The organism is Helicobacter bilis (assembly GCF_001999985.1).
In the GTDB taxonomy this organism is placed as follows: Bacteria; Campylobacterota; Campylobacteria; order Campylobacterales; family Helicobacteraceae; genus Helicobacter_A; species Helicobacter_A rappini.
In genome coordinates this window covers 709,301-735,947 of sequence record NZ_CP019645.1, presented here as the reverse complement: position 1 = coordinate 735,947, position 26,647 = coordinate 709,301, and the positions used below count along the sequence as shown (strand labels likewise).

Here is a 26,647-nt window from a genome sequence, read left to right as displayed (position 1 = left end):
GGAGCGCAAATACAAGATAAAAAACAAAAAAAGCTTTCAATACTTTATGGTTTAGTATGTATAGGCATTATGATTTCTTTTTGGATTATCCCTGCACCAGAGGGTATGAAAGCAGAGGGTTGGCATTTACTTGGAATCTTTTGTGCGACAATTTTGGCAATTATTCTAAAAGTTATGCCTATTGGAGCATTAAGCATGATAGCTATCGCCATTGTAGCGATTACTTGCGTAACAGCACCTGGTGATACAAAAGCAAGTATTAAAAATGCTTTGAGTGGATTTAATGAGAGTCTTATCTGGATGATAGGCGTGGCGATTATGATTAGTCGCGCGATTATTAAAACTGGACTAGGCAAACGAATTGGCTATTATTTTGTATCACTTTTTGGTAAAAATACGCTAGGCATTGCCTATTCTCTTGTAGTAAGTGAGACGATTTTAGCACCTGTTACACCATCAAATACGGCTAGAGGCGGGGCGATCATCCACCCTATTATGCGATCTATCGCACATAATTTTAACTCCGAGCCTGAGACAAAAACGCAAAATAAAATAGGCAAATATCTTGCATTGGTAAATTTTCAAATAAACCCTATAACTTCTGGCATGTTTATCACTGCTACTGCACCAAATCCTATGGTGGTAAATAAAATCGTGGAGGTAGCAAATAATCATGGCATAGAAATTGACATGCACATCACTTGGGGGCAGTGGGCTTTATCCATGTTTTTGCCTAGTATCGTCGTGCTATTTTTATTACCGCTTGTTGTGTGGGCTATCTATCCCCCTGAAATAAAAAAGACAGAAAATGCAAAAGATATGGCTACAAAAGAACTAAATGCAATGGGTCCTATGAGTTTGCAGGAAAAAGTCGTGCTTGGTATATTTGCCATTATGCTTATGCTATGGGCTGGAGTTGGTAAGTTTTTTGGTTTTAAGATAGACCCTGCTGCAGTTGCGTTTTTGGGACTAGCATTAACCCTTGTTAGCGGCATACTTACTTGGGAAGATATTCTTAAAGAAAAAAGCGCATGGGATACTGTGGTATGGTTTAGTGCGTTAGTAATGATGGCTAGTTTTCTTGGTAAGTTGGGCGTTGTTAGCTATTATGCGACGCATCTTGAAAGCGGTATCAATGCGCTGGGCTTTGGCTGGTTTGGTGCGTGTTTGTTGCTTACTCTCATGTATCTTTATATGCACTACTTTTTTGCCTCTACAACCGCACATATAGCCGCTGTGTTTGCGGCATTCTATGCGGCTGGTTTAGCACTTGGCGCACCGCCTATGCTATATGCCTTAATGCTTGCAGCAGCGGGTAATATTATGATGAGTTTAACGCATTATGCGACAGGGACTGCCCCAGTTATCTTTGGGTCTGGTTATGCAAGTGTTGGAGAATGGTGGAAAGTAGGCTTTGTGATGAGTGTTGTGAGTGTGCTTGTGTTTGGCATTGTTGGTGGTATTTGGTGGAAAATCTTAGGATATTATTAGGGTATGTTTAGAATCTTATGTATTATATTGGCTTGTTTTTTTGTCGGCTGTGGTGTAAAGGGGACTGAAGAATCTATATCTTTAGGCAAACTGCACTCTTTGCAAATCCTACCAAACACATTGCCAAAAAAACCACAAAAAGAGATCGCTAGAATCTGTGTGAGTTTCACACCCTTTAATGCCGCGAAACAATATGAGATTCTCACTTTTGAAAATCTTTTGAGAGAAGCATATAAGAATACAAAGCAGCACACATTTACAAAAGTAGGTATATGGCAGCAAAGCTATAATATGTTTATATGGCAGAAAAAATGTCTTATATTAGGAATGTAAATGCGAAATGACTTTGTTGCAAAAATGCTTTTTATGATTATGCTGTGTGCGACTTTGTTGTATTCTGGCTGTTATAGTCCGCTGATACATTTGCAAAGCGTTGGATTAGCTAAAGATGATACAATGCAAAAAAAAGATTCTATACACATAAAAGATTCTATATATGCAGACAAAAAAGCACAACCGCTAATTTTCTATAAAGAATGTAGTCGCAATGGCAGTGCATGGCTATATGAATGCCAAAGCATAGGTTTAGAATCCATGCAACAAGCAATCTATCTTTATTATCCAAACGCACTTTTAAATAATATTACTATGAAATTTTATCCGCAAAAAACATATATACGATTTGAAATAGATGATTCTAGCGTAATGCAAGACATACGATAACTACATGCATATTTAGCATTAATATGATTCTATTTTATAGCCAAATGTGTTGTGAGTAACCCAAACTCCATGTTTAGATTTTATATGTTGTATTCAATGTGGGCGATAGGTGTTTTTTGTTGATTTTTTAAATCTACTATAAGCTACAATTCCAAAACCCCCAAATACTCTCTCACCCTCTTTTTAATAAAATCTTTAAGCCCTTGTGGCTCTAATACCACTACGCTTGGTATCCACATAAGCACTAAAGGGGTAATCTCCATAAAATCTGTAATATGCAGAGTAATATCAAGGCTGCCATCTTTATTTTCATCTAAATGCTGATTTGGCGAGATTTTCTTTCGTTTAAAATATTTTGCGACTTTAGAATCTACCCATAATCGCACCATAAAAGGCTTTGCTTCAGGCACAAACCACGCATTCAAAGCATTATCTAGCCTCCCTAACACTTCTTCACTCACACTCTCACCCTGCCTTACTTCCTTTATATCAGTAATGTTATTGAGATAAAACTTTTTCATTATATTAGATTCTAATCCTAAAAGATACCACTCACCATTAAAGTTTAGAATCTTTAGCGGCAGAACTTCTCTTTGCGTGTGGGTTTTAGTGTTATTTAGCTCTTGTAAAAACTTGAATTGAATTATCATATGCTCTTTTATAGCTTTTTGTAAAAGCAGAATAGATTCAGTCTCAAGGGTGATTTCTTCTAAATTTGAGCGAGTGAAAAATATATCTGTGCTTTGTTTAGGTTGGCTTTTAGATTCTAGGCTTTCAAGCAGGGATAGCATTTGTGTTTTTGTAGCCCCACCCATACTATATGCAAAGCTTTTTAGAAGCAAAAATGCCATAGATAATTCTTCATTTTCTTTTGTTGTGTAGTGTCCGTGAAAATAGATTTTATCTTTCTTATAGCTATATTCTGCACCCATATTCTCTACATCTCGCCGCAATGTCCTAAGGCTAACGCTAAACTCTTTGGCTAATTCTTTCGCACATATCACACCATTATTTTCGGGGTTGTGTAATGTTGCAAAAATCTTACTGATACGAGCCATTTTTGTTTCATAATCGTGAAGTGGCATTGTTTATCCTTTCAATAAAAATAGGCACATATTACCATAAAAATATTTGTTTTGTCATAACGCTGTCAAAGCTCTGTGGTATAACTTCACTCAACAAAGCGATATTTCACTTTGAAATACACACAAGGAGCGATTATGGCAACACAAGCACAAAGAGAAAATAGGGCTGTAAGCAAATATAAAGCAAAAAGACTAAGAGCAATAAAGAAAATGGAAGGCACACTTATAGATTCTAATAAAGAAGCCCTGCAAAAGCTCTTACCTTTTAAGCCCATAGCCAACGATAAAGACTATGATAAAAAGCTTTTTGTTGCACATCTTATGTCTCTTTTTCCACATACAGCGGATTTTGATGAGTGTTTTAAACTTTTTAGAAAGCATTTTAATGCAAATTTAGCTGATTTTAAAGATGAAGCTATGGTGGCAGAGTTTATCACACCCTATCTTTTAGCACATTTTCATATATTAAAGCCCAAGCTATTTGTGCGTAAGAATCTAGCCCTTTTACAAGAGTGCTTTGGATTAAGTGAATTAGAGACAAATATCTTATATGCAGTTGGTTTAGTTGAGAAAATAGGTAGATACTATGATGATAAGCTTGATTATTTTGAGTTTTGTTTTCTTTTAGGTGGTGTATTACACACTAATCCTAAAAAGATACAAAAGCTACTTATGGCAGATATGCCACTGAGAAAGTTTGGTTTTATTGATGAAAATCTTAAATATGGTAATTTTGAATTAGAGGGCTTAGCCGAAAAACTTATGGTAGAGCCTCTTAGCAAACAAGAGATGATGAAATCCATTGCTAGAATCTACCCCAAAAGCACATTAAAGAGAGCTGACTTCAACTATATGCAAAGAGATTTAGATATGCTTTTAGATTATTGTAAAAATACGAAAAATCCTAGCATTTTTCTCTATGGTAAAGCAGGTGTGGGTAAGAATGAAATAGCAGCCCTTATAGCAAAAGAACTCAATAAGGAATTATGGGAGATTTATAATATCAATGATCAAGGCGAGATTAGAGAGGATAGACTCGAGCAGTTTATAAGGGCTCAATCTATGCTAAATGCTGATAAATCTGTGATTTTGCTTGATGAGTGCGAAGAGTTTTTCCCCAGCTTGTATCCCAAATACAATGAAGACAAAGCAAGTAAAAACACACTCAATAAAATGCTAGAATCTGTGAAAATCCCAAGCATTTTTCTAAGCAATAGTGCGGATATTGACCCAGCGTTTTTGCGGAGATTTGACATTGTGCTTGAAATCCACGCTCCAACAAAAGAGAAAAAACAAGAGCTTATACAAAAGTCTTTGAAATCTCAAAAGATAAAGCTAGATTCTAAAATCATTACTCAAATAAGTGAATCTAGCCTTTCACAAGGTGTGCTTTTGTCAGCGTGTAAAGTAGCTAAAACTCTAGCTAAACATAAGCTATCTAGCTTGAAAAATTGCGAAAAAACTCCAAAAAGCACAGCCACAAAAAGCCATACTATCACCCAAAGCCTTATCCAAGTATTAAACGAGCATTTAAAACTGCAGGGAGAAAAGCTCATTTCTATTAATGTGAAAAAAGAGCAGAATCTGCCCTATGATATGAGCTTAATTAACGCAAGTATGGATATGAAAAGCTTATGTGAAAAAATCAAAAATGTATGTGGGACAAAAGATTCTAAAGATTTTGCAACCACAGATTCTACACAAGGCATTAGAATCTTAGCTTATGGAATGGCAGGAAGTGGTAAAAGTGAGTTTGCCAAAGCCTTAGCAAAAGAGCTAGATAAACCTATAATGTTAAAAAAGGCGAGTGATTTACTCTCTATGTGGCTAGGAAAGAGTGAGCAAAATATCGCAAAAGCTTTTAGCGAAGCAGAACAAAAAGGAGCAATACTTGTGCTTGATGAAGTAGATAGCTTTTTACAAGATAGAAGCGGGGCATATCATAGTTGGGAAGTTACTCAAGTGAATGAAATGCTTACACAAATGGAGAGTTTTCAAGGTATATTCATCGCTACAACAAACTTTATGACTAATTTAGATAAAGCAAGTATCAGGCGATTTGATATGAAAATAGAGTTTAAGCCACTAGATTCTACTAGATTCATAAAAGCCTTTGGATTATATGCGAGACATTTAGGGCTTAGTGATTATGTAGCGTTTTTAGAATCTAGCTCTGCTAAAAGGGCGATAGAAAAGCTAGATAATATTTGCTTTGGAGATTTTGCCTTACTTGCTAGAAGTGCTAGATTTGAAGCAATTACTTCTTCACAACAATTACTAGAGAAATTACAAGAAGAATCTAGACTTAAAGATACACATACAAATAATAGAAAAATGGGGTTTTAGAATCTCTATTTTACAAAGTAGGTGCAAGTTTAGAGTGTAAATAAGCTTTTAGAATCTTAAAATGAGTTGTGATACAATAAAATAATCATTTATAAGGAAGTGTAATGACAGATGAAAATTTAGGGCTACTTTTAGAAAAATTTAGGGAATTTACTATCGATATTGAAGCGCGAAAAAAGCGAGGGCAAAATGACTTTAATCCCTTGCTTTGCGTGCAAAAGCTAGATGATGAAGCAAATATGCACAGCGGCTTTTTATACGCCCTGCTTAATCCTTGTGGGGAGCATTATCAAGATGATTTATTTCTAAAACTCTTTTTAGATTCTATTAGCTTAAAAAAGTGGTTTGGCGATACAAATAATGCAGAAGTGTATAAAGAGTATAAAAATATTGATATTTATATCACAAATAATAATAAGCATATTATTATAGAAAATAAGATTTGGGCTAGAGACCAAGGCACACAGATTGCGCGATATATAGAAGCGATTGCTGAAGTGGATTCTAGCGATGAGGGGGAATCCAGCGTAGAGTATGAAAATATCGCGGTGGTGTATCTAGCCCCATATATAAAAAATCCTACGCAGCAAAGTCTAGGCAAATGGAAAATACAAGGGGAGTTTCTTGTAGATAATGAAAATAATAAAGTGCGATTTAAAGCAATCTCGTATAACAATGAAATGATAGATTGGCTAGATTCTGCCCTAAATGAAGCAGGTGGGATAAGCAATCTAAGAATGGCGATAGAGTGCTACACTGATGTAGTAAAAAGACTAACAGGAAAAAAGGATAATACAATGGATTTACAAGCATTTTTTAATAAAGAAGAAAATAAGCATTTTTTAGACATAGCATTAGAGCTAGTAGCTAGGCGAGATGAAGTGTTACACGCACATTTTAGTGCGATTGCAAGGGAGATTAAAAGCAAGATTGAAATCGAGCATAAAGGATACGGGGTAGAAGTTTGGGACAATGGAAAATGTATCTCTGTGCGACATAGTAAGTTTGATGAAATACATAATTTTTGTTTTTATATAGAGGCACAACTTGAGAACGAAAAAGTATGGTCTTGGATTTATTTATGGAAGCACGACAAAAGTCAAACAGAAAGGCTTACCCCAAAACTTAGAGAAGTTCTTGATGTAAGCAATAATGATGTTTTTGATTCTAGCACGACGCTTAACAATAACAAGAAGTGGTATTTGTCATTAAAAGAATTTAAAGAAATTAATTTGAGAAACTTCACACAAGAAGAATTTATGGAGTTTTTTAAAAGCATGAAAGACAAGGTTGATGAATTTAATCAAAAAATTGCAGATGATTTAGCAAAAGGACAAGATTCAAAACTTGCTAAGTTTTTGCCTAGTGAAGATGATTAGAATCTTTGTCATAACGCTGACAAAGCGATGTGCTATAACTTCACTTAATAAACACATAAAGGGGAGAAAATGCAAATCACATAGGCTTACGATTTAGGGCTTTTAGCTAGATAATAGTTTTTAAACCCTTGTTGCGTTTTTTTTTTTTTTGATTACAATACGCATTTATACTTATAGCGATTAATCTTTACTACATTAAATTTAAAGAAAGGATAAGAGCATGGCAACTTATAAAGAAGAATTGTTTAATGCGATAAACTCGGGTTTAAAAGGCAGAGAACTTGGCTGGCTGGATAAATGTTATTGGCTGAATAGTCTGTTAATGCATGGATTTTTAAATCCGCTAGGCAAACATTATCAAGGCAATTTGTTTTTAGAAGAGTTTTTAGAATCTGTTGGGCTTAAAGAGTGGTTTGGTGATAGTGAATATGCTAATGTGCGTTTTCATGAGTATGGTTTTCTCTACTATTATTGTGAGCGTGGGAAGCATATCATTATACATGATAGTTCGAAAGGTGAAGAAGATCTACATATTAATCTTGAAGAGTATTGTGAAGAATTTGAGAGAGACTTTGAGTATCGGCTAGAGAAGAATGACGAGCTTGCTGTGATTTATATTGCCCCTTATAAAAAAAACATTTTCAAAAGAAAGCTTAGGCAAATGGGAAATACAAGGGGATTATCTTGTAAATGGAGATAATAAAGTAAGATTTAAATCTATCACTTTTGATAATGAGATTCTAAAATGGATAGAAAAGTCAATAGCAGAAGTTAGCTTTATCACAAAGCTAAATGCCACATTACTCTTTTATAAAAATATCGCCCAAATCATCACTACAAACACAGATGAGAGCACAAAGGATATAGAGAAACTTTTAACAGATAATAATCTAGAAGAAAATATAAAAATACTCTGTGAGATTCTATCAAATAAAGAGAGACTTATAGATTCTTATTGTGAAGCGATTGCAGAAAAGTATGAAAAGCAATTAGAAAGCAGGGGCTTTGAGATTGCTGAAGTAAATAATGATTTAGCAAAGTACACATATCCACTTATCATTAAGCCTAAAGATTGTGGGGAGTACTATTTTGCTTTTTGTATAGAAACATCCAAATACAACGACAAACCTGTTAATTATGGTGTGCAGCTTTTTAAGCAAGATTCAGATTATATAGATAATTTTATGATTAATAGAATCAGCCGTTATTTAGGCATTCGTGAAAGTCGTGTGCTTTTTGATCCTATACTTTTAGAAGATGGAGAAGAAGATGAAGAAGAATGGTGGTGGGGGTATCAAACAGAAACAGAGCTAGAATCTGAACTACAAGAATTTTTAGATTCTAATAAGATCAAAGATCTTAACGATGAACTAAAACCCATTCAAGCATATTGTGATGCAATACATGAGATTAAAAAAACAATAGAAAACAACTATAAAGATTATGTAATGACAACAGAAGAAGATGAAGAATATTGGGAACTTGGTGAAGACAATTATATATCTGTATGGCATAAAGATTTTAATGATGAGAAATTATACTTTAGTATAGATATGTTTGAGTCTTCGCAATCTATTTTTTTTCAAAGTCAATTACATGGTCTTAATATTTTTATGGGGGAGCGTGCATTTCCAATACTTAAAGAAGTTTTGAGTGTAGATGATAGTGCGTTTCGTGAGGGATCACATTGTGCTCTTTTCGCATACTTAACACAAGGTGATAAAATGAATCCAAAAGACTTTACAAAAGAAAAATTTATAAACTTTTTTGAAAGTATGAGAGAGCAAGTTTATAGCTTTAATCAAAAGATTAAAGATGATTTAGCAAAAGGACAAGATTCAAAACTTCGCAAGTTTTTATAAGCTATAAAGAAGATGATGATTAGAATCTTATGAAAACTTTTTATTGTTGTTAAGGAAATTTATAGTGATTTTTCTTAATCTATAAAAGACACAATATCGCAAAATAGATTCTAAAATAATTTAAGTATCTAGGCTTACGAGTTTAAATTTTTAGCTAGATAATAGTTTTTAAACTCTTGTTGTTGCGTTTTTTTTGATTACAATACGCATTTATACTTATAGCGATTAAGCTTTACTACATTAAACTTTAAAGAAAGGAGAAAAGCGTGGAATATAAAGACTTTTTTGAAAAAGTAAATGGCTTTTTAAAACAGGCAGAGAAGCACAAAAGGCGTGGGAATAATGACTTTAATCCCTACTTGCAAATGTTGAGTGAAAGTGATGAAGTCAATCTGCATAGCTCGTTAATCTATGGATTTTTAGATCCTAAGAATAATCACTATCAAGGCGATGTGTTTTTAGAAACATTTCTAGAATGCGTAGGGCTTAAAGAGTGGTTTGGCGATACAAGTAACGCAGAAGTGCATAAAGAGAGAAAACGCATTGATATTTATATCACTAATGGCAATAGGCATATTATTATAGAAAATAAGATTTGGGCGGGAGATCAAGATAGGCAGATTGAGCGGTATATTGAGAAAATAGCAAAAGACCAAAGCCAAGAATCTAGTGAGTTAGAATCTAGCGATATAGATTCTAATGATGATATGGAATCTAGCAAGAGTAAAACTAAGCAAGCAAATAACGCTTATGACAATATTGCTGTGCTGTATCTTACCCCTGATGGACTAGAACCTTCAGGGTATAGCTTAGGTAAATGGGAAATACAAGGGGATTCTCTTGTAAATGGAGATAATAAAGTGAAATTTAAAGCAATCTCATATAAAAATGAGATTCTAAAATGGATAGAAAACTCACAAGCAAAGGTCGGCTGTATCACAAATCTAAATGCCGCATTGCTCTTTTATAAAGATGTCGTGCAAATCATTACAAATAAAAAGGAGAACACAATGAATATAGCGAAATTTTTGACAGACAATAAAGACAATAATATGCAGGAAAATATGGAGATAGTCTTTGAGATTCTAGAAAATCAAAATGAAATTATAGAATCTTATTGCGAAGCGATTATAGAAAAGCATAGAGAACAAATTGAAAGCAAAGGCTTTGAGATTATTAAGACAAGCGACAATAAAAGGAGAGATGAATGGGATTGCAATTCTTATAGATACCCTTATATGATTAAGCCTCAAGATCTTCAACAACGCTATTTTTTTGCTTTTTGCATAGAATATACTAAAAATAATGAAAATAATGGTTATGGCGTGCGGCTTTTTGGGAAGGGTTCAACTAATAACGGCAAAATCAAAGAATACTTGGGTATTAAACTTACTAGGTGGTGGTGGCTAGAGGTTGATGGTGTATCTATGGGTGCATCTATGAAGGAGGTAGAATCTAGCCTACAAGCATTTTTAGATTCTACTGAGATCAAAACGCTTAATAACAAGCTTAAAGAGCCTAATGAAAAGATTAAATCCTATCAAGCATTTTGTGATACACAAAATGAGATTAAAACAGCTATTGAAAGCAATTATAAGGATTATGTAGTAAAAATACATGAAGACAAAAATACCACAGATATATGGCATAAGGATTTTAATAGTGAAAAATTAGGCTTTAATATATCTGTGTGGTATGATAGCGAAAAACATAAAGTGTGTTTTGGGGTTTATTTAAAGCATAAAACAGATACTTCAGCTATGATTGCAACACTTAAAGAAGTTTTAGATGTATGTGATAGTGCGTTTTGTACAGAATCAAAATATATTTATATTAACTTAGAGCAATGCGATGAAATAGATCCAGCAAACTTGACAAAAGAAAGATTTATAAACTTTTTTGAAAGTGTGAGAAAACAGACTGATGAGTTTAATCAAAAGATTAAAGATGATTTAGCAAAACAAGATTCAAAACTTCGCAAGTTTGCTTGATAAAAGGTAAAACACCTTAGCACAAAATAGGATTCTAATCTTATTTTGTGAGCTAAAAATCCACAAAAATTCTAAAAAATTTCACTTGTTTTGTCATAACGCTGTCAAGAGATTATGTTAATATTACAAAGTTTATATGCGAAATAGCATTAAAGTTTCTCTTAGTTTCTCTGGCAAACAAATCTCTACAAAAGGACAGCTATGAATCTCTCAAAATCTCGCTTTATTAAAGGTATGCAATGTCAAAAGCTACTTTGGCTTTTAGCCCATAAAAAAGAAGCCCTAAGTGAGCCAGATGAAACGCAAATTGAGCGTTTTAGTGTGGGTGAAGATGTGGGGGTTTTAGCGTGTGAGTTATTCCCAAATGGCGAGAGAATCTCTTTTGATGATGGCATAAGCCATAATGCTAAACGCACAAAGGAATTGCTAGATTCTGGCACTAGCGTGATATATGAAGCGACTTTTATATATGAAGGCATTGTTGTAATGGTAGATATTTTGCAAAACACACCACAAGGGCTTATCATCAATGAAGTGAAAAGCTCCACAAGCCTAAAGGAAGTATATATCTATGATTTAAGCGTGCAGCACTATGTCATCGCGCATTGTGGATATAGTATAAAGGAAGCGAATCTTATCCATTTAAACACAGACTATAAAAGGGGTGAATCGCTTGATTTAACTAGGCTTTTTGCTATCGTGCCTTGCTTAGAATCTGTGCAAGAATTTACACTAAAGATTCCAGCAATTTTGCAAGAGTTTGCTAGCACTTTAGATGGGCAAGATGAGCCTAGCATTGATATAGGGCTGCATTGTGATGATCCTTACTCTTGCGAGGCAAAGGCTTATTGCTGGGAAGTCCAAAGGGGCATAAAGGGAGAAGATTCTATATTCAACCTTGCGTGGCTTAATGGCGATAAAAAGCTAGAGCTATATAGACAAGGGATAGCACGATTTAGTGATATAAAAGATATAGATAGCCTAAGCTACAAGCAACAACTACAAATAGAATGCTTTAAGAATAAATCCGTGCATATACAAAAGGATAAAATAAAAGAGTTTTTAGGGAGTTTATCCTACCCCATTTATCACTTAGATTTTGAGATATTCCAGCTCGCTGTGCCGCGATTTGTAAGCACTTGTGCGTATGAGCAAATCCCTTTTCAATTTTCACTGCATATCCAGCATAAAGATGGCAAGCTAGAGCATAAAGAATTTTTAGCTAAAAGTGGAGTAGATCCAAGATCTGATCTCATCAAAGCCCTGCTAGATTCTATCCCGCAAAATGCCTTTATCCTAGCTTATAATGCGAGTTTTGAAAAAGGTGTCATTACAAGACTTGCTGCAAGTTTTCCACAATATGAAAAAGAGCTTTTACATATCGCTTCACAGATTGAAGACTTAATGACACCCTTTGCCGCTAGGCATTATTATCATTATAAGCAAAATGGCAGCCACTCTATCAAAGTCGTTTTACCAGCCCTTGTGCCACAAATGGAATCCGCTTATAAAGAGCTAAGTCTCGTGCATAATGGCGGAGAAGCAATGGAGTGCTTTGGGGCATTAGAATCTATGCCAAAAGAAAAGCAGATAGAATATCGCAAAGCCCTTTTAGCATATTGCAAACTTGATACACTTGCTATGGTGGAGATTATAAAGGCGTTGGAAAAGTTAGTGGGCTAAACGCAAGATTCTAATCTTACTTATGATAATTGAGAATCTTTGTCATAACGCTGTCAAAACATTATGTTATACTCTATCTATCCAAACAAATAGGGAGTAATAATTGAAAGATTCTAAGCGAGTGATGATATGTAGCGGAGCAGGAGCTTAGTGCTGAGAGTGAATTGCAGACATTCCGTGATAATGATAGTAAGAGAGTTTATAAAATATAGAACAATATCTTGAGATGATAGAATCATGGCTTAGATTTTTAATTATATACAAACAAAACAGGAAGAATATATGGTTAAACACGATGATATAAAGACGATTAAAGAACTACTTTTGACAGACAAAACACGCTATCATATCCCAAGCTATCAAAGGGGCTATAAGTGGAAAAAGCAGCAGGTAGAAGCCCTATTAAATGATTTGTATGAGTTTGCCTTGCAAGAAAAAGCGAAATTTTACTGCTTGCAGCCTATTATGCTGAAAGAAAATAAGGGTAAATACAATGTGATTGATGGGGCAACAAAGGCTTACGACTTTATACCTTATCTGTAAGGTGCTAGATTTAGGGATAAAATGCACGATAGAGTATGACACAAGAAAGAAAAGCACGGAATTTTTGAAAGATCCTGAAAAATATATGGATTCTCAAAAAGTGGATTCTAGTGATAAGAACATATTTAAAGGTATGGATTATTACTTTATGATAGCAGCTTACAAAACAATTAAGGAGTGGCTTGGTAATAATAATGAGAAAAAAGAAGTAATAAAAGGACTATTTCAAGCAGACAAGACAGAAAAATATGTCGGCATGATTTGGTATAAAAGTGATGAAAATGAAGCATATCTTTTTGCCAATATCAATAGCGGGAAAATCCCATTAAACGATGCCGAGCTTATCAAAGCACAGCTTTTATTAAAAGATGAAGCAAATGAAATACAAGAATTGCGACAGATAGAGTGTGCTAACGAGTGGGATTCTATGGAATACGCTCTGCAAGATGATGAGTTTTTTAGCTTTTTAGTTGAGGATAAAGAGAGCTATGACACAAGGATTTTGCTACTCTTTGAGGTATATTATGAGATATATAGCGATAGCGAAAAGGACAAATCCCATGCTGTATTTGAGTTTATACAAACTAAACTTATGGATAAAAATTCTAAAGAGTGCTGTTGGCAAGAAATTAAAAAGATTTTTCTTACTTTTAAATCATGGTATAACAATTCAAAAAGCTATCATCTTATCGGCTTTTTACTTGTAGAAAATGAAAGTCTAGCAGGGCTTTATAAAGAAGCACAAGGACAAACAAAAAGCAAGTTTTTGCATGAAACAATAAAAGAAAAAGTCAAAGAAAAAATTGCAACGCACAATAAAAAAGATTTAGCAAATATCAAATCCTTAACTTATGGTGATAATAACAAAGAACTAAAATCCATTGTATTACTCTTTAATATGCTCTCTTACATAGACACACAATACCGCTTTAGCTTTGATATATACAAAAATAACGATTGGGAGCTTGAGCATATCCACGCCCAGCAAGATAAAACACCACAAATACCATTCAAAGAAGTAGTAAAGTGGCTTAGGGATAGTAAGCAGATTCTTAAAAATGCAGAGCAAAGCGGTAAAGAATCATCGATAGATTTTGGAAAAATACCAAGCACACTGGAGAGAGTAGAAAGCCTACTAGAGAAATTAAAGGCAGAAGCAAAAAAGAAAAAGTTAGACGATGATGAAACTAAGGAATTTGGGGAATGCGTAAAAGCTGTTTTTGAGATATTTAAAGGCGATGAGCTACACACAATTGGTAATCTCACTCTACTTAGCAAGAATGAGAATATCTCTCTTGGCAATGCTATCTTTGCAATGAAGCAGCAAAGAATAAAAGAGAAAGAACAAGAGGGCGCATTTATCCCCCTTTGCACACGCAATGTGTTTTTAAAATACTACACAAAAGAGCAGAATATCTCTCAAGCACTCTTTTGGAGCAAACAAGATAGTCAAGATTATCAGGAAGAGATTATCGCAAAAATACAGAAATATTTATTCTCTTAAATCCCAAAATAAAGGATAGCAAATGAATACACAATCAATGACTTTTAAAGACTTGGCAGAAGAATACAAATACACAATCAAGATCCCTAGAATCCAACGCGACTACGCACAAGGCAGAAAAAACGCACAAAAGATAAGAGAAAAATTTGTGCGAGATTTATTTGAGGTGTTAAAAGGCAATGATGATAAGACACTCCACTTGCAGTTTGTCTATGGCAGTGTGAAAAATAATAATGAATTTATCCCCCTTGATGGGCAGCAGAGACTTACAACTCTTTATCTTTTGCATTGGTATATCGCAATGCGAAACAACACGACAGAATCTTATCTAGCAAACTTCACTCATGAAACACGCTCTAGCTCAAAAGAATTTTGCAAGGCTTTGAGTGAGAATACAATTACTATCAAAAACAGCACTGATATATCCGCAACTATCAAAGACCAAGCATGGTTTCTACCCTTTTGGGAGCAAGACCCCACTATACAATCTATGCTTACAATGCTAGATTCTATCCATACACAAGCAATCAAATCTAGCCCAGATACCCCCATGCTAGAGTGTTTCTATAAGAATTTAGACAAGCTTACCTTTTCTTTCATTAAACTTGAAGATTTTGGACTAGATGATGAACTCTATATCAAAATGAATGCTAGAGGCGAACTGCTAAATGACTTTGAAAATTTTAAAGCAGCATTTGAAGACTTCGTGGGCAAGAAATTTAAAGATGTCAAAGATAAAGATAATAAACCAATCCCAGAAGCAATCGCATACAAGTTTGATAATGAGTGGCTAGAGAGTGTATTTAACTATGTGAAAGAAAAAGAAAAAGATGATATGGAGTGTATAGAACTAGCACAAAGCCATATGCTAAACATTATCAAATATCTATGCGAAATGCTTTATTACAAAGCAAATGAAAATGAAAAAAGCTCATTTGATTGGGATAAGGTGCATTTTAGTCAAACTGAATCAAATAATGATGAAGCAAAATCTAGTCAAGGCAAAATCAAAGATTCTACCCAAACACAAAACATTCATAGTATGTATAAAATTTTTGAAACACAAGAAGAACTAGAGATTCTTATCTATGTTTTTGATAACTTTGACAAGATAAAAGATAAAGCAGCGGATATTTTTACAAACTTTACTACCAAGATAGGCAATAAAGTGGGGGATAAAGTTTGTATTTTTGATACAAAAAATGAAAATGGAACAAAGCTTTTTGCTGCAATGGTGCAAGGAATTTGTTATGCTAGAAAAGCAAACACACCAAGCAGCGAAAATGACAACGGCTTTACAAAGCAATATGCTATTTATCTTTTTAGTCTTATCTGTCTTATGAAGAAACAAGATGAAACTAAGATTGACAAACTTACTGACAGGTTGCGTGAGGTAAGAAACTATTGCAATTATATGGGGCAAAAGTATTTGTCTAATGGTGTATTATTTTATACAAGTGCAATACACAATAATATGGGGGAGCATATCAAAGAATGTATAGCAATCTGCAATAAAGATATAGTGGCTAAAGATGAGATTATAAAGCAATTTGAAGATCATCAATATTTCAAAGGGGATTTGGAACTTTTGTTTGGCAAAGTGAAAGCAAGTGGAAAAAAGCCTTTAGATAAAGATGATAAAGCAATGCTAGAAAATGCTAAAATTATTTTAAACAAAGAACAAACGCATAGCATTATCGCTAATCTTATTTATCACAGATTTAATCGTAATTTTTGGCTAGGCGAGACTTACAATAAGACTAAATTTCTTGTCGGCGGAAAAGAAGCTTGGCATATTATGCTGACACGAAATTGGAAAAATAAAATTAGCGGAGAGTTGGCAACAGCTTTTAGGGCTATGTGTAAAGAGAAATTAATAAGAGATGATGAGTTGCTTAAAAAGTGTAAGAAAAAAAGAATTAATCCGCAGAAATGGCAATACTATTTCATCAAATATAGCAAAAGTTTTTTTAAGGATAATCACAATTCATTTATATGGAACAAGTCATTAGAAATATACAGACTTACAGACATAAAAAGAACACCGCCTCTGATAAATCCATTTCTATGGACACTTAAAGAAAAGATTAAAGAAAAGTTAAAACTTAAAGCTGAATATAAAGGAGTAGCAAGCATTAAAGCTAAAGATCATTGTGTAAAAATCAAAGGCAAATGCGAAATACAATGTGCAAACAATAGCTTTGTGATAACACCCCTTAGTGATGAGTGTAGAAAGTCGTTAGAGCAATCACTGAAACAACAACCATCATTGCAATTTGAAAAAGGAATCTTTACAATCTCACTCACTAATGACAAAGATATTATCGAAGCACTTATTACCATACTCCAAGCAATTTTCACCAAAGAAAACCCCTAGCCCATGCCTACCAACTTGGGCTTATGCTGCAATGTAAATTTTTCAAGATATAATATTGACATAAATATGTCAAAAGTGTGTGCTATACTTCATCTATCTAAAACAAATCCATTGCATCTTTAGAAGCATAGAGGGCTACACAAAATCACAACACTCGTATACAACAATATTTATTTCTAAAGTTGAAACAAAAGATATTGTTATATGCTTTTATCTTATGCAGTCTTGCAAGTATAATTGATTGAATTGTAAGCACCCATTGCAGTCAAAATTGAAAGCAGTTTCACAACAGATTGTTTAGAAAATCTTTTATCCTTTTCAATAAAAAACCTTTTTACAAGAGTGCTTTGGATTAAGTGAGCCTGAAACAAATATCTTATATGTTATTTAGGCATTAATGACTATGTAGAATTTTTAGAAACTAGTCCTATTAAAAAAGAGATGGAAAAGCTAGATAATATTTGCTTTGGAGATTTTGCTTTAATTGCTAGAAGTGCTAGATTTGAAGCAATCACTTCTTCACAACAATTATTAGAGAAGTTACAAGAAGAATCAAAGCTTAAAGATACACATATAAATACGAGGAAAATGGGGTTTTAGGGGGGGGGGGGGTTAAAATACACAATGTATGCAGAAAGAGTTTTCAAGTGAATGACTTAAAAGCTGTATTATTGTTTTTTGTATTTTTGATTATAATATACATTTATATTTGTAGCGATTAATCTTTACTACATTAAATTTAAAGAAAGGGTAAAAGTGTGGAATATAAAGACCTTTTTGAAAAAGTAAGCGGCTTTTTAAAACAAGCAGAGATTCACAAAAGGCGTGGGAATAATGACTTTAATCCCTACTTGCAAATGTTGAGTAAAAACGATGAAGTCAGGTTACATAGCAGGCTAATCCGCGGATTTCTAAATCCATTAGGCAAACACTATCAAGGCGATGTGTTTTTAGAAGAGTTTTTACAATGTGTGGGGCTTAGAGAGTGGTTTGGTGATACACGCAATGCTAGGGTGTATAAAGAGTATAAAAATATTGATGTGTATATCACTAATGGAGAGAGACATATCATTGTAGAAAATAAGATTTGGGCAGAAGATCAGCTGCGACAAATTGAGCGGTATATTGAGAGCATAGCAAACGAGCAAAGCAGAGATTCTAGCGATACAGAATCTAGTGAGATAGATTCTAATGATATGGAATCTAATGAGCTAGAATCTAGTGAAAGTGAAACACCACAAGAGCAAGGTGCGTCTTATGACAATATCGCTGTGCTTTACCTAGCCCCTTATAAACGAAATCCTTCAGGGTATAGTTTAGGCAAATGGGAAATACAAGGGGATTCTCTTGTAAATGGAGATAATAAAGTGAAATTTAAAGCAATCTCGTATAAAAATGAGATTCTAAAATGGATAGAAAACTCACAAGCAAAAGTCGGCTGTATCACAAATCTAAATGCCGCATTGCTCTTTTATAAAGATGTCGTGCAAATCATTACAAAAACAAAGGAGAATACAATGAGTATAGAGCATTTTTTGACAGAGAATAATATGGAAGAGAATATGAAAATGGTCTATGAGATTCTAAAAAAGAAAGACAAAATCATAGAATTGTATCACGAAAAGTTTGTAGGAAAAGTTATAAAAGAGTATGCAAAAGAGATAGAAGACAACGGCTTTGAGTTCGTTGAAAACAAGAAAGAAAAAATGGACGAGTGGAAAAAGAATGAGTTAAGCTATCCCTTTATAATTAAGCCTAAAGATTGTGGGGAATATTATTTTGCTTTTTGTGCAGAATACTACATTAAATTAAAACAATATAGTTTCTATGGTGTGCGGATTTTTCACAAAGATTCAACGCTCAATCCAAATAAACTGAGTAAAATCCAAGAATATTTAAAGATTAAGAGAGAACCACCAAGCTGGTGGCTTTACTATAATGACGATAAAAAATGGCGTTATTCGTTAAGCACATCAATAGCAGAGTTTGAATCTAAACTAAAAGAATTTTTAGATTCTAGCAATATTAAAGCCTTGAATGAAAAGCTTAAAGAATATCAAGCATAGCAACATAACTCCCACAAAGTAAGTTTCTAATCTTATTTTGTGAGCTAAAAATCCACAAAAATTCTAAAAAATTTCACTTTTTTGTCATAACGCTGTCAAAGCTCCTTGTTATAATTTCGTTTATTAAACGATGAAAAGCAATTTTGCTAAAACATTGTGATTAACTTTAAAGGAGCGACAATGAGCTACAAAAATCGTATAGAATCTATACTCAAAGAATTAAGTCAAGGCGTGTATGAAAAAGATGAGGCTTTAAAGCTTATATTGCTTTCATTTCTAAGTGGTAAATCTGCCTTTTTGTATGGACCGCCCGGAACTGCTAAAAGTCTTGTGGCAAGGAGGGTGGCGTTGGCGTTTGATATGAGTGAAAAGATAGATTTTAAAGGGGATTCGGCTTTGGGTAATCATAGCGGCGATTTTGTGGATTTTAGGACAACCGCAGACCTTATGTCTAGCTCTGCCCTAAAATCCACAAAAAGCCCCACTAGCAATACCGCACTCGTGCGTAGCACTAGTCCATACTTGCAAAATCCTAGAATCCGTGATGAAGAAGCCGAGAATAACAAGCAAACGCAAAAAGCAGATTCTAACACTTTCTTTGCCTACTTAATGAATCGCTTCAGCACACCAGAAGAAATCTTTGGTCCCATAGACATAGCAGAGCTGAAACAAAATCGCCTTACGCGAAGCACACAAGGCTATCTCCCCACAGCACATTTTGCGTTTTTAGATGAGATATGGAAAAGCTCTCCAGCTATCCTAAACACGCTTTTAACCATTATCAATGAAAAGATTTATCGCGATGGCAATATGGATATAAAAGTCCCATTAAAAGGGCTAGTGTGCGCGAGCAATGAATTTCCTACGCCAAATCAAGGGCTAGAAGCCTTGTATGATAGGCTCATTATCCGCTTAAAAGTCTTGTCTGTGGAGAAAAAGGCTAGTTTTGAAGCCCTGCTTAAAGGCATAGATGAAGCAAAGCCTACTATCACAAAGCCCTTTAACTTACAAGAATTACAAGATATAACACAAAAAGCTAAAAGCATTACTTTTTCTACGCAAAGCTTAAAGGCACTTCATCACCTAAAAGCCCTTATAGAAACTCATAATAAAGCCCTAGATAAAGACACAACAAACCTAGATTTTAGCCTAGATTCTACACAAGAGAGTGAGAAAATCTATATTTCAGATAGAAGATGGGTGGCTATGGCAGAGATTTTGAGAGTAGCAGCAGTTTTAAGTGATAGAGATGAAGTGCTGCCCATAGATATTATGCTTTTAAAACATTGTCTATGGAGCAGTGAATCTCATATAGACATTATCCAAGATATTTTAGCAAAAGCCCTAGAAAACACTATACATATAGACCTAGATGAGTTTGATATATCGCATTTACAAGATGAGTATGAGGCTCAATATGAGCTAGTGAAAACAGAATTTTATAGCAGAAATAAGGCAAAGAAAGTCTCTCAAAAGAAAAAAGATGAATACACAAAAATCTGTGATACTCTCTTAGAATCTATAATGTCTTTACAAGAGAGACTAGCACAAATCTATAATACACAAAAGAGTAGCTTATATAATGTTTTTCTTAACGACAGAGATTATGACATAGCATTACAGGACATTGCAGAGAAGCAAACGCAGCTAGATCTTCTCTATCTAGCCCTAGACCAGCTAAAACATATCATCGCACGACAAATAGAGCCTATGCCACTAAAATATATGGATAAAAGCCGGATTATCTATCACCCAAAGACAAAAGATGAGCTACTCAATCTTATAGATGATAAAAGTGTGTATCTAGGCGATATTGATACAAGTGCTATTACAGATATGAGTGAGCTATTTAAAGGCTCAAATCGCACAGATTTTAGCGGGATAGAATATTGGGATGTAAGCAGCGTAGTAGATATGAGCGATATGTTTTTTAAAATGACTAACTTTAATCAGTCATTAGTATTATGGGATGTGAGTAAAGTAGAAGATATGAGTTGTATGTTTTATGGAGCAAAGAAGTTTAATCAACCGCTAGATTCGTGGAATGTCAGTAATGTAGAAGGTATGTCTTCTATGTTTGAAGGGCTACAAGCTTTAATCAACCGCTAGACTCTTGGAATGTAAGCAATGTAATTTTTATGTCGCGTATGTTTAAAAGAGCAAATAATTTTAATCAACCGCTAGATTCGTGGAATGTAAGCAAGGTGATGGATATGAATAAAATGTTTGATAACGCTAGGAAGTTTAATCAGCCATTAAACTCGTGGAATGTAAGAAGTGTATCTGATATGAATTGTATGTTTAGAAGTGCTTTAAGCTTTAATCAACCGCTAGATTCGTGGAATGTCAATAATGTGAGAAAGATGAGAATGATGTTTGATGGGGCAAGTAGCTTTAATCAGCCCTTAGATTCGTGGAATGTGAGTAATGTATTTGATATGCACGCGATGTTTTATGGAGCTACTAGCTTTAATCACTCTTTAGAATCTTGGCGTATTAAAAAAAGCACAGATACAACTTATATGTTCTATCAAAGTGGCTATAAGCACCCATATCCTAAAGGCATAGAATGAGACATATACCACAAAGCATAGCAGCTAATCCACGCTATACAAAAATCCTACAAGATAAGCAGGTAGATAACATATTGCAAAAAGCCTATATAGGCTATTGCAAAGAGCAAGATTACTATGATAACTTTAACCCTTTTATGCAAGAAGAGTTAGCCCTAAATCAACGCAAAAATATAGAATCTTGCGATGATATACAAGCCCAACAAGATTTACAAGCATTTGAAAGCTTTAATGCTACGCATAAAGCTATGCTAGATTCAATGCTTCATCAACAAACAGACACAGAATCTGCAAGGAAATATGCTCTAGAATATTGGGATAATTTGCTGCGGGATAAAAAGCAAAAATGGCTAGAATCTATGAAAGAAAAACTAAAAGAACAATACATTCAAGCAATAAAAGATTTTTTAGACTATCTTTTACCCATTTTAGAATCTTTACTAAGAGTTTATAGCTTATGTGGAATAAAAAAGCCTAATAATGATTTAGCCCTAGCACAAATACTAAATGAAGCAAAGCAAAGCTTTGATATGAAGCAACTCTGTCCAGATACCTATGAAGAAAGCGACACAGAGACAAATGGCTATGATTATAGCAAAGGGCATAAAAGATTTATTAACTTTAAAGAAATCAATGCCTTTATAAAGCACATACAAACTAGCAAAGATTTGCGTAAAATCGCTGCATTACTTGGCAGAGAAGAGGAAAATGGAAATAAGAAAATAGAGCATAGCAGTATAGACCAAAGCATAAAAACGCATAATCACAAAGAAGAGATGAGTGGGGTAACTTTAGGCAGAGATTTGGCAAATCTTTTACCACAGGAATTAGCTATGCTAAAAGATGAGAATCTAGAATTGCTCTTTAATCTCAAATACATTCAAAACCGCCTTTTTTGCTTTGAAAAACAAGGCTATGAAACCATACAAAAAGAGCATTATAAAATGGCAAAAAATGAAGGAGCGATGATAATCTGTGTAGATACAAGCAGTAGTATGAGCGGAAATAGAGAATATCTAGCAAAGGCTATAACGCTTTTTCTTGCTACAAAGGCAAGTATGCAAAATAGGGCTTGTTATCTTATCAACTTCTCTACTGATATAGAAACTATGGAGCTAAGCGGCAAAGATAATGCTAGAAATCTTATAAACTTTTTAGCGATGAGCTTTAATGGTGGGACAGATGTAGCCCCAGCATTAAAAGAGGGACTTAAAAAAATGCAAGAAGATAGCTTTAAACAATCTGATTTAATCGTTATTTCTGATGGTTATTTTGATGAGATTTCACAGAATCTGCAGCAACAAATGCAAGACCAAAGGCACAAGGGCAATAGATTCTATTTGTTAGACATAGATGACAATGCAGATAAGAAAACATTTTTTGATACACATTGGGCGTATGATACACAAACGCAACAAGCCCAAGTGTTGTATGCGATGGGGAATAGAATCTAGGATTCTATATTTACGCAAAGGTCTATCATATTTTACAATGCTTTGTCATAATATTGTCAATAGATTGTGTTACACTTACTAAATATCAAAAAAGGTTAGCAAATGAATAAAAATAAACTGAGTGAGATTCTAAAAAATTTGCCTAATAATTTTAGCTTTAAAGCCGTGTTTGAAATAGATTCTAAACATGTTTGTAGTAACAATAAAAAACAAAGTGCAACTAAGCAAAAGAAGAAATCTCACGCATTAAAACAAAATAAAAAGGCAAAAAAGATAAAAGAGCAAGAGTTATGGGAAGATATACGGGACACAGAAAATGAATGGCTAAATTTTTCCACGAATTACTATGATGTGGCTTCTAAAAAATGGGTAGATTATACAACCTATTGGAGTAATCGCATTAAAGAAAAGCTAGAGATTCATGGAATCTTTATGAGTGATAGAGATATTGAGGAATTAGGTTATACCTTTTTAGAGGTTTTCTATGAATATGAACTTGATGATTTTATTAGGGAATATAAATTATCAAAGAAATATAAGGAAGTGTAATGGATTCTAAACGAGTAATGATATTTAGTGGAGCTGGGCTTAGTGCGGAGAGTGGATTAAGGACTTTTAGGGATAATGATGGCTTATGGGAAGAGTTTGACATTATGGAAGTCTGCAGTGCGAGTGGCTTTGCTAAGGATAGAAAAAAGGTGTTAGATTTCTATGATAAAAGGCGGATACAATTAGGAGAAGTTAATCCAAATGCCGCACATAAGATGATAGCAAGGCTCAAAGCAAACTATCCACAAGAAGTAGTAGTCATCACGCAAAATGTAGATGACTTGTTGGAGCGAGCTGGGTGTAAAGATGTCATTCACTTGCACGGATTCTTACCTGAAGTGCGTTGTGAATTGTGTGAGACTATCACAAATATTGGTTATGTAGCTATGCCAAAACTTATATGTGAATCTTGTGGGGAAGAATCTTTGCGGCATAATATTGTAATGTTTAGCGAATATGCCCCAAACTATGCCCTGTTAGGTAGAGAGTTAGAGAAATTAAATGCGACTGAAAATAGCTTATTTGTATGTATTGGCACAAGTGGAGAAGTGCTAAATGTTGCACAATTTAGTCAATGTGCAAAGCAGAGTGTGTTAAATAACTTAGAATCTAGCTGGTTTGATGAGTGTTTCAATATGTGTTTTATAGAATCTGCTGTAAGTGCTGCTCCTAAGATTGAAAGGCTTGTGGGAGAGTTTATAGAATCTTAAGAAGTTTAGATTCTAGATTTTGCGTTGTCTTTTTGGCTAGAATCGGCGATTACTTCATCTCGTGCTTCGTCATTTTGCAAGTGTGGATTTGTGGCTTTGCCACCGCATATGTTTAATAAACTCCTTGTACTCGGCTCGTAAAACCCCGATTCTAACTCAAAAATACTTCCGCAGGGCGTTTTGAAATGTGCTAGATTCGAAATAATTGTCATATTGAGGCGTGAGCCGAAATATCTAGCATAGAATCTAAAACGATTTTTAGCCTACGGCTCAAAACGACAAGAATCTAGACTCTATACACTAAAAGATATCTCATTTTTCAAAAGCTTACATAAGCAAAGCTCTTGCCTACACTTGCAAAAATGACAAGATTCTAAAAGTTAGGATTCCAAAACCCCCAAATACTCTCTCACCCTCTTTTTAATAAAATCTTTTAATTCCTGTGGCTCTAATACCACTACGCTTGGTATCCACTTTAGCACTAAAGGGGCAATCTCCATATAACTTGTAATATGCAGAGTAATATCAAGGCTGCCATCTTTATTTTCATCTAAATGCTGATTTGGCGAGATTTTCTTGCGTTTAAAATACTTTGCGACTTTAGAATCTACCCATAATCGCACCATAAAAGGTTTTGCTTCAGGCACAAACCACGCATTTAAGGCATTATCTAGCCTCCCTAATACTTCTTCACTCACACTCTCACCCTGCCTTACTTCCTTTATGTCAATAATGTTATTGAGATAAAACTTTTTCATTATATTAGATTCTAATCCCAAAAGATACCATTCACCATTAAAGTTTAGAATCTTTAGTGGCATTACCTCTCTTTGCGTGTGAGTTTTAGTGTTATTTAGCTCTTGTAAAAACTTGAAGCTAATTATCATATGCTCTTTTATAGCTTTTTGTAAAAGCAGAATAGATTCAGTCTCAAGGGTGATTTCTTCTAAATTTGTGCGAGTGAAAAATATATCTGTGCTTTGTTTAGGTTGGCTTTTAGATTCTAGATTTTTAAGTAAGGATAGCATTTGTGTTTTTGTAGCCCCACCCATACTATAAGCAAAGCTTTTTAAAAGCAAAAATGCCATAGATAATTCATCATTTTCTTTTGTTGTGTAGTGTCCGTGAAAATAGATTTTATCTTGTTTGTAGCTATACTCTACACCCATATTCTCTACATCTCGCCGCAATGTCCTAAGGCTAACGCTAAACTCTTTAGCTAATTCTTTCGCACATATCACTCCATTATTTTCGGGGTTATGTAATGCGGTGTAGATTTTACTGATACGAGCCATTTTTGTTTCATAATCGTGCAAGGGCAAGGGAGTCCTTTTGTTATTGTTTTATAATTTATAATGTAAAAACATATATCAATATTACCATAAAAATATCTATTTGTCATAACGCTGTCAAAGCTCTTTGCTATAACTTCATCTGTCTTCATCACATCATAAAGGAGCGTTATGACTTTAAGCACACATTACACAAAAGACGCATTGGAATCTATCTTTGCTACCGCACAAAATGCCGAGTTTATGGGGATTATCTCTGCGTATAGGACTTATAAAATGATCAATGGAAAAAAGCAGGCCATAAGTGAGCAAGAGAACTTCTATCGACACAAGTTTTTAGGGCTAATGCTGAATGAAAGGGGTATTTCTTGTGTGAGCTTTTGCGCGGTATCAAAGACATTATACAAGCAAGATAATAACTCAGCACAGGAGCAAAATACAGATTCTGGCTTACAAGGTGACACGGGCTCAAAATATGAGTGGTGTTTCTATCTTGTATGGGGTGAGAACACCGCAGATTGCATTGAGATTGGTAAGCTTGGCAGGGCGTGTGGCAATGCTTATTATCTCTCAAGTGGCGGAGTAATGCACGGCTTTGCTCCGCATAAACGCGGCATAGGGCTTAAGCCCTACATCGGCAAGAGACGCATAAGCCCACAAAGGGTGATAAATATGTTTCATCGGTGGTTTTTAGAGACAGAGGGGACAGAGCTTATTGGAATCCGCTTTTATCAAACTATGGAAAACAGCTCACTGCGGCGGCAGGCGCGCGGAAGCCTCGCGCGATTTCATAATATTTCTTATTTGTATTACGCCCTCCCAAGATTTGATAAGCAAAATCCACGCATAGATGCAGAGGAATATCTGCGATCAGATTCTATGATTACAGAGAGTATTACAAACAAAACTTTATCACCCTTTATGCTGAGATATATCTTTGAAGAAAGGAGTCTTATGTTTGTAGATAAAAGTAGCTATCAAAGCTCTGTGCTATAACTTCACTCATCAACACAACAAAG

The 26,647-nt window shown here is 34.4% G+C and carries 23 protein-coding genes; 20 read left to right on the top strand and 3 right to left on the bottom strand.

What is annotated here, in order from left to right; all coding sequences use genetic code 11:
* The first annotated feature begins 69 nt into the window (after positions 1–69).
* Genes XJ32_RS03455 through XJ32_RS03445 form a run of 3 tightly spaced genes read left to right on the top strand, consistent with a single transcriptional unit; the run spans position 70 to position 2,214 of the window.
* A complete protein-coding gene (locus XJ32_RS03455; RefSeq protein WP_367635314.1) occupies positions 70–1,491 on the top strand; it encodes a DASS family sodium-coupled anion symporter in 1,422 nt (473 codons plus the stop codon).
* Positions 1,492–1,494: 3 nt separating this feature from the next.
* On the top strand, positions 1,495–1,824 hold the full coding sequence (locus XJ32_RS03450; protein ID WP_077388367.1) for a hypothetical protein: 330 nt from the start codon (positions 1,495–1,497) through the stop codon (positions 1,822–1,824).
* Positions 1,825–2,214, top strand: a complete 390-nt coding sequence (locus XJ32_RS03445; protein ID WP_077388366.1) for a hypothetical protein — start codon at positions 1,825–1,827, stop codon at positions 2,212–2,214.
* 143 nt (positions 2,215–2,357) lie between these two features.
* On the opposite strand, the gene XJ32_RS03440 is transcribed toward XJ32_RS03445, so the two are convergent.
* The gene (locus XJ32_RS03440) at positions 2,358–3,299 is read right to left on the bottom strand and encodes a helix-turn-helix transcriptional regulator (protein WP_167619985.1); all 942 of its coding nucleotides are present in this window, start codon (positions 3,297–3,299) and stop codon (positions 2,358–2,360) included.
* Positions 3,300–3,434: 135 nt separating this feature from the next.
* Between XJ32_RS03440 and XJ32_RS03435 the strand changes: the two genes are divergently transcribed.
* From XJ32_RS03435 to XJ32_RS03365, 16 genes are all read left to right on the top strand, one after another.
* The gene (locus XJ32_RS03435) at positions 3,435–5,645 is read left to right on the top strand and encodes an AAA family ATPase (protein ID WP_155761451.1); all 2,211 of its coding nucleotides are present in this window, start codon (positions 3,435–3,437) and stop codon (positions 5,643–5,645) included.
* A 104-nt stretch (positions 5,646–5,749) separates the two neighbouring features.
* Positions 5,750–7,024: a PDDEXK-like family protein gene (locus XJ32_RS03430; protein WP_077388365.1), complete on the top strand. Its 1,275-nt coding sequence runs from the start codon at positions 5,750–5,752 to the stop codon at positions 7,022–7,024.
* A 220-nt stretch (positions 7,025–7,244) separates the two neighbouring features.
* Positions 7,245–7,724 (top strand): hypothetical protein, encoded by a 480-nt coding sequence (locus XJ32_RS03425; protein ID WP_077388364.1) that lies wholly within the window; start codon positions 7,245–7,247, stop codon positions 7,722–7,724.
* Entirely contained in the window at positions 7,642–8,886 is a 1,245-nt protein-coding gene (locus XJ32_RS03420) for a hypothetical protein (RefSeq protein ID WP_077388363.1), read from the top strand. Before XJ32_RS03425 ends, XJ32_RS03420 begins: the two co-directional genes overlap by 83 nt.
* 266 nt (positions 8,887–9,152) lie before the next feature.
* On the top strand, positions 9,153–10,877 hold the full coding sequence (locus tag XJ32_RS03415) for a PDDEXK-like family protein (protein ID WP_077388362.1): 1,725 nt from the start codon (positions 9,153–9,155) through the stop codon (positions 10,875–10,877).
* A gap of 201 nt (positions 10,878–11,078) precedes the next feature.
* On the top strand, positions 11,079–12,560 hold the full coding sequence (locus tag XJ32_RS03410) for a DUF2779 domain-containing protein (RefSeq protein ID WP_254422462.1): 1,482 nt from the start codon (positions 11,079–11,081) through the stop codon (positions 12,558–12,560).
* Positions 12,561–12,842: 282 nt separating this feature from the next.
* Positions 12,843–13,103 carry a DUF262 domain-containing protein gene (locus XJ32_RS03405; RefSeq protein WP_077388361.1) on the top strand — a complete coding sequence of 87 codons (261 nt, stop codon included), beginning with the start codon at positions 12,843–12,845 and terminating at the stop codon, positions 13,101–13,103.
* Complete coding sequence (locus XJ32_RS03400) at positions 13,063–14,607, top strand: GmrSD restriction endonuclease domain-containing protein (protein WP_077388360.1); 1,545 nt, start codon at positions 13,063–13,065, stop codon at positions 14,605–14,607. The genes XJ32_RS03405 and XJ32_RS03400 overlap by 41 nt, the downstream gene beginning before the upstream one ends.
* 22 nt (positions 14,608–14,629) lie before the next feature.
* The gene (locus XJ32_RS03395; RefSeq protein WP_077388359.1) at positions 14,630–16,984 is read left to right on the top strand and encodes a DUF262 domain-containing protein; all 2,355 of its coding nucleotides are present in this window, start codon (positions 14,630–14,632) and stop codon (positions 16,982–16,984) included.
* A 441-nt stretch (positions 16,985–17,425) separates the two neighbouring features.
* Positions 17,426–17,584, top strand: a complete 159-nt coding sequence (locus XJ32_RS11765) for a hypothetical protein (RefSeq protein ID WP_155761450.1) — start codon at positions 17,426–17,428, stop codon at positions 17,582–17,584.
* 158 nt (positions 17,585–17,742) lie between these two features.
* Entirely contained in the window at positions 17,743–19,050 is a 1,308-nt protein-coding gene (locus XJ32_RS03390; RefSeq protein ID WP_077388358.1) for a PDDEXK-like family protein, read from the top strand.
* A gap of 180 nt (positions 19,051–19,230) precedes the next feature.
* Positions 19,231–21,159: a BspA family leucine-rich repeat surface protein gene (locus XJ32_RS03385; RefSeq protein ID WP_174566011.1), complete on the top strand. Its 1,929-nt coding sequence runs from the start codon at positions 19,231–19,233 to the stop codon at positions 21,157–21,159.
* Positions 21,160–21,188: 29 nt separating this feature from the next.
* Positions 21,189–21,623: a BspA family leucine-rich repeat surface protein gene (locus XJ32_RS03380; protein ID WP_077388357.1), complete on the top strand. Its 435-nt coding sequence runs from the start codon at positions 21,189–21,191 to the stop codon at positions 21,621–21,623.
* Positions 21,620–23,077 carry a VWA domain-containing protein gene (locus tag XJ32_RS03375; protein WP_077388356.1) on the top strand — a complete coding sequence of 486 codons (1,458 nt, stop codon included), beginning with the start codon at positions 21,620–21,622 and terminating at the stop codon, positions 23,075–23,077. Before XJ32_RS03380 ends, XJ32_RS03375 begins: the two co-directional genes overlap by 4 nt.
* 102 nt (positions 23,078–23,179) lie before the next feature.
* A complete protein-coding gene (locus XJ32_RS12415) occupies positions 23,180–23,626 on the top strand; it encodes a hypothetical protein (RefSeq protein ID WP_174566010.1) in 447 nt (148 codons plus the stop codon).
* A complete protein-coding gene (locus tag XJ32_RS03365) occupies positions 23,626–24,336 on the top strand; it encodes an SIR2 family NAD-dependent protein deacylase (protein WP_077388355.1) in 711 nt (236 codons plus the stop codon). The genes XJ32_RS12415 and XJ32_RS03365 overlap by 1 nt, the downstream gene beginning before the upstream one ends.
* 5 nt (positions 24,337–24,341) lie before the next feature.
* Here XJ32_RS03365 and XJ32_RS11755 read toward each other — a convergent pair whose 3' ends face one another.
* Together XJ32_RS11755 and XJ32_RS03360 are read right to left on the bottom strand one after the other, a co-directional pair.
* The gene (locus XJ32_RS11755; protein ID WP_155761449.1) at positions 24,342–24,548 is read right to left on the bottom strand and encodes a hypothetical protein; all 207 of its coding nucleotides are present in this window, start codon (positions 24,546–24,548) and stop codon (positions 24,342–24,344) included.
* A gap of 168 nt (positions 24,549–24,716) precedes the next feature.
* A complete protein-coding gene (locus XJ32_RS03360; RefSeq protein ID WP_254422461.1) occupies positions 24,717–25,658 on the bottom strand; it encodes a helix-turn-helix transcriptional regulator in 942 nt (313 codons plus the stop codon).
* A gap of 141 nt (positions 25,659–25,799) precedes the next feature.
* On the opposite strand from XJ32_RS03360, the gene XJ32_RS03355 reads away from it, so the two are divergent.
* Positions 25,800–26,624: a hypothetical protein gene (locus XJ32_RS03355; protein ID WP_077388354.1), complete on the top strand. Its 825-nt coding sequence runs from the start codon at positions 25,800–25,802 to the stop codon at positions 26,622–26,624.
* Positions 26,625–26,647 lie beyond the last annotated feature (23 nt).